5 protein-coding genes are annotated in these 4,934 nt (G+C 28.1%); 4 read left to right on the plus strand and 1 reads right to left on the minus strand.

Annotated elements, in window-relative coordinates; genetic code table 11:
• Positions 1–250 precede the first annotated feature (250 nt).
• The 4 genes from BM384_RS15610 (at position 251) to bioB (ending at position 3,742) form a co-directional block, all read left to right on the plus strand.
• Positions 251–1,072: a nitroreductase family protein gene (locus tag BM384_RS15610; RefSeq protein WP_090014972.1), complete on the plus strand. Its 822-nt coding sequence runs from the start codon at positions 251–253 to the stop codon at positions 1,070–1,072.
• 164 nt (positions 1,073–1,236) lie between these two features.
• Complete coding sequence (locus BM384_RS15615; RefSeq protein ID WP_090014975.1) at positions 1,237–1,782, plus strand: biotin transporter BioY; 546 nt, start codon at positions 1,237–1,239, stop codon at positions 1,780–1,782.
• A gap of 12 nt (positions 1,783–1,794) precedes the next feature.
• Entirely contained in the window at positions 1,795–2,784 is a 990-nt protein-coding gene (locus BM384_RS15620) for a biotin--[acetyl-CoA-carboxylase] ligase (RefSeq protein WP_090014977.1), read from the plus strand.
• On the plus strand, positions 2,774–3,742 hold the full coding sequence (gene bioB / locus BM384_RS15625; protein ID WP_090014979.1) for a biotin synthase BioB: 969 nt from the start codon (positions 2,774–2,776) through the stop codon (positions 3,740–3,742). Before BM384_RS15620 ends, bioB begins: the two co-directional genes overlap by 11 nt.
• A 218-nt stretch (positions 3,743–3,960) precedes the next feature.
• On the opposite strand, the gene BM384_RS15630 is transcribed toward bioB, so the two are convergent.
• Complete coding sequence (locus BM384_RS15630) at positions 3,961–4,854, minus strand: patatin-like phospholipase family protein (RefSeq protein ID WP_090014981.1); 894 nt, start codon at positions 4,852–4,854, stop codon at positions 3,961–3,963.
• Positions 4,855–4,934 lie beyond the last annotated feature (80 nt).

Consider the following 4,934-nt stretch of genomic DNA (forward strand, 5'->3'; position numbering starts at 1 on the left):
TTTGTTATTTTTTAGTACACTTTTCTAAGGTTTTATAATATTTTTGTAACTGTTACTTAACCTCCAAAAATTTTTTTATTTTTTAATATAATGCCTAAAAACAGGTATAATTATTGATTTTTTATACAAAATTAAATGCAAAATCGTAATTAATCTCAATTTTTGTCTTAATAGTAAATTTTATCTCTTGAATTTTGTTATATATTTTTGTTATTATGTTCAATAGACAAAATGTAAGGGAGACGATAAAATGTTTAAAGTTGATAGCGAAAAATGTATAGGATGTATGCAATGTATAAAAGACTGTCCTACTCATACAATTAGTTTAGTTGATGGAAAAGCTTGTATTAATCCTGAAGGTTGTTTAAAATGTGGACACTGTGTTGCTATATGCCCAGTAGCAGCAGTTTCAACTGACGATTTTGATATGACAGAAGTAAAAGAATATGATAAAGAAACTTTTACAATAAATCCAGAAAGATTAGAAAACTTCATCAAATTTAGAAGAAGTGTAAGAAGATTTAAAGATAAAGAAGTTGAAAAAGAAAAGATAGAAAAAATAATAGAAGTGGGAAGATTCACTCAAACTTCAACTAACAATCAAGATGTTTCTTATACTGTAGTTACTGGTGATAAACTTAATGAATTAAAAGATATAATTCATGAAACTCTATGCAAGAGAGGTCAATACATATTAGATAACCTAACTCCAGAAACTAAGTATCTAGAAAGATATGCTAAAGCATGGATAAAAATGTATGAATCATATAAAGAAAATCCTAAAAATGATGGAGTATTCTTTAATGCACCTGTTGCAATATTTGTTAAAACTAAGACACCTATAAATGGTGGTTTAGCTTCTTCAAATATGGACCTTATGGTAGATGCTTTAGGTCTTGGAACTTTCTTTAGTGGATTCTCTATAGTTGCTGCAAAAGATAACAAAGAAATGTTAGACTTCATAGGAGCAGATAGTAGTGATGAAGTAATATCCTGTTTAGTAATTGGATATCCTGATGTTAAATATAGAAGAACAACTCCAAGAAAGAAAGCAGAAATAAACTGGCTTTAATTAATCTATTAAAAAGATCGCACCTCAAAAAAATGAGATGCGATTTTTTATTGTCAACTTTCCCTCTAATTTCAGTTGACATTCCTTTGTTTTAATTTTATAATTTTCTTGAAATTACATTTATTTCCGAACATTTCGATTTAAATATAAAGGAGGTAGTAACTATGAACATAGAAAACTCACTTAAAAATTCTACACATGATTTAACTAAAATGACTATGCTCACTGCATTATTATGTGTATCATCATACATAATAATTCCCCTTCCCTTTTCTCTTGCAAGCATAACTGCTCAGACAATAATAATTAATTTAATAGCTTTTTTACTAAAACCGAAACAAGCTTTCACAACTATCACATTATTTTTATTATTAGGACTCATAGGTATTCCTGTATTTTCAGGTGGAGGTGCTGGACCTGCTAAATTATTTGGACCTACTGGAGGTTATTTGTTTGGCTATTTAATTAGCGCCACTGTTATTTCATTTTTACGAGGAAAAGAGTTTAATATGAAAAAATGCATAGTTCTATCTATTGCACTAGGTATGCCTATAATCTATATTTTTGGTGCTGCTTATATGGAATTCTTAACAAAGATGGAGTTAAAGACATTAATAACAACTTCAATCCTTCCATTTATACCTCTTGATGTATTAAAATGTATATTAGCAGCTTTTTTAGCTAAAATTTTAAACAGATTTGTATATTAAGGAGGACTTTTAATGTCTATAAAAAGTGATATTTTGAGAGAATTTGAAAAAAGTAAGGGGCAAATAATATCAGGCTCAAAGCTTGCTAAGGAACTAAATGTTTCAAGGACTTCTGTTTGGAAACATATAGAGGATTTAAGAAAAGAAGGTTATGAAATTAATGCTGTTACAAACAAAGGATATTCTCTATCAGACAAAACAGATCTACTTTCTGCTGAAGGAATATTAAGTTATCTTAATGAAGACTACTCAGATGTAAAGGTAAGTTATTATAAGGAATTAGAATCAACTAATAAAACTGCTAAAGAGCTAGCTTTAAAGGGTGAAAAACATGGAACTGTTATAGTTTCAGAAAAACAAACTGCTGGACGTGGCAGAATGGGAAGAAACTTTTTTTCTCCAGGAAATACAGGTATATATATGAGTATTATTTTAAAACCAGAATTATCTGTATCAGATTCGGTATTAATAACTACTGCTGCTTCTGTTGCTGTATGTAGAGCTATAGAAAAAGTAACAGGCATTAATGCGAAAATTAAATGGATAAATGATATTGTTTTAAATAATAAAAAGATTTGTGGTATATTAACTGAAGCCTCTACTGACTTTGAAAGTGGAACTGTAAGTTATATTATCCTTGGAATGGGCATTAATTTTAAAACTCCAGAAGAAGGTTTTCCTGAAGATATAAAGGATAAGGCTACTTCTCTTTTTGATGAATCAAAGTGTAATATAAGCAGAAATGAGCTATGTGCTGAAATAATTAAACAAGTTCTTTCAATTATAGACAACTTAAAAAGTCAGACCTTTATTGCTGAATATAAAGAAAGAAGTATTGTATTGAATCAAAATATTACTTTTATTAGAAACGGAATTTCTACTAAGGGAAAAGCTATTGATATAAATGATGATGGTTCTTTAGTTGTTCAAAAAGAAGATAAGAAAATCACTATTTTAAATTCAGGTGAAATTAGTATTAGGGGGATATCGTATGCTAAGTGAATTAAAAAATAAGATACTTAAAGGATATAAAATATCAAAAGATGAAGCTATTAATCTATTAAATGAAGATTTAGATAAACTTTGCATATCAGCTGATGAAATAAGAAAATATTTCTGTGGAAATAATTTCGATATATGCACAATTATTAATGGAAAGTGTGGAAATTGCTCAGAAGATTGCAAGTACTGTGCACAATCTGTAAAGTACAATACAAACATAGAAAAACATTCTTTATGCACTACAGAAACTATATTAAAAGATGCAAAATATAATGCTGATAAAGGTATAATACGTTATTCTGTTGTAACTTCAGGAAGAAAACTACTTAAAAAAGACTTAGATAGCCTATGCAGAACTTATGCTGAAGTAAAGGAAAAGGTTAATATATCACTTTGTGCTTCTCATGGATTACTAAACTATGAAGAGTTTTTAAAATTGAAAAATTCTGGTGTTAGTAGATATCACAATAATTTAGAGACATCTAGAAACTTTTTTCCTAAAATTTGTACAACCCATACTTACGATGAAAAGATTAAGGCTATAAAGTATGCTAAGGAAGCTGGACTTGAAGTATGTAGTGGTGGTATTTTAGGCCTAGGTGAAAGTATGTTAGATAGAATTGATATGCTTTTTGAATTAAGAGAACTTGGAATTAAATCTATTCCTGTTAATATTCTTAATCCAATTAAAGGTACACCTCTTGAAAGTAATAAACCTCTATCAGAAGAAGAGATTCTTAGAAGTATTGCTATATTTAGATTTATTATTCCAGATGCATTTATTAGACTTGCTGGTGGACGTGGATTATTTAATGATAAAGGAAAATCAGCTTTTTTAAGTGGTGCAAATGCTGCTATTTCTGGTGATATGCTTACAACTTCAGGAATTACAATTCAAGATGATTTAAAAATGCTTTCAGATCTTAATTATAGAGTTTCAGGAGTAGAAGAATCTTAAAGTTCTTTTACTCTTGAAATAAAAGAGGTTATTACATGAATATATATGCCCTCTCTTAAATCAAATGTAAAATTAAAATAGTGATTTAAAGTACTTATATTAACAGCAAAATTTATTTAAATGGATAACAAACTTTTTACAAAAAGACTTTGTGGTATGACGTACTTTAATCACCAACTACAACATTTTATTTTATATATTAAATGCTGTCAATATTTTTAAAATAAATTTTTACCCTTTAGTATATCAATTAAAACAGGAGAAATTTCAACTATAGCATCCCTATATCCCATATCCATATTATTATTTAGTGTATCCTGTCTAATATTTAATGTTCCAATTCCATTAATAGCTTCTAATTTAGATGATGGATATATTTCAATGATTTTACTTTCAGAAAATCTCTCTTTATTAACTGCTTTTTTATTAGAAGATAGATAGACAATAATTATAATATCTAAATCATAATTTTTCATTGGATAAATAGGTACATTGTCTACATTATTCTTACTGTAAAGTGGAGAATGAATTCCTCCATCAGCATATCTTAACCCATCAATTATTATTGGTTTGAACATATGAGGAACTGCACTTGATGCTATTACTCTATCCTTTATTTCTTCCTCAGTACAATCATTTAATTTAAAGTACTCAGGTCTTTCTTTATCTATATTATAAGCACATGAATAAAGGTCCTTATCACAATTCTTTATTACATTAATATCTATATATTCTTCTATAAAATTCTTTATTCCACTTTGAGATATTAGTCCTATATCACTAAGTTTTATATTATCTAAAATACCACTTTCAGTATTGATATTCTTTATTTTATCTAATACTGAATCGAAATTTATTGGTTTTGTGCTTTCTTGACTTAAAATAAACTGAGAATATTTAAGATTACTCCAACTTTGTTTTATAATTTTAGGATTATCCATAGCAAAAAATAAAGCATTAATTGCGCCTATCGATGTTCCTGAAATTACTTTTATATTGTCAACAAGTTCTAATTTCTTAAGTGCATTATATACCCCAACTTCATAAGCTCCCTTAGCTCCTCCACCAGCCAAAACAAGGCCTATTTTTATATCCTCTAACCTATTACTCATAAACCTTTCTCTGCTACTCAAAATATGGACAATTATACCCATATCGAGATTTTTCCTTATTCATCGTGTCCTATTTTGTA

Source organism: Clostridium sp. DSM 8431 (assembly GCF_900116755.1).
Classification (GTDB): Bacteria; Bacillota; Clostridia; order Clostridiales; family Clostridiaceae; genus Clostridium.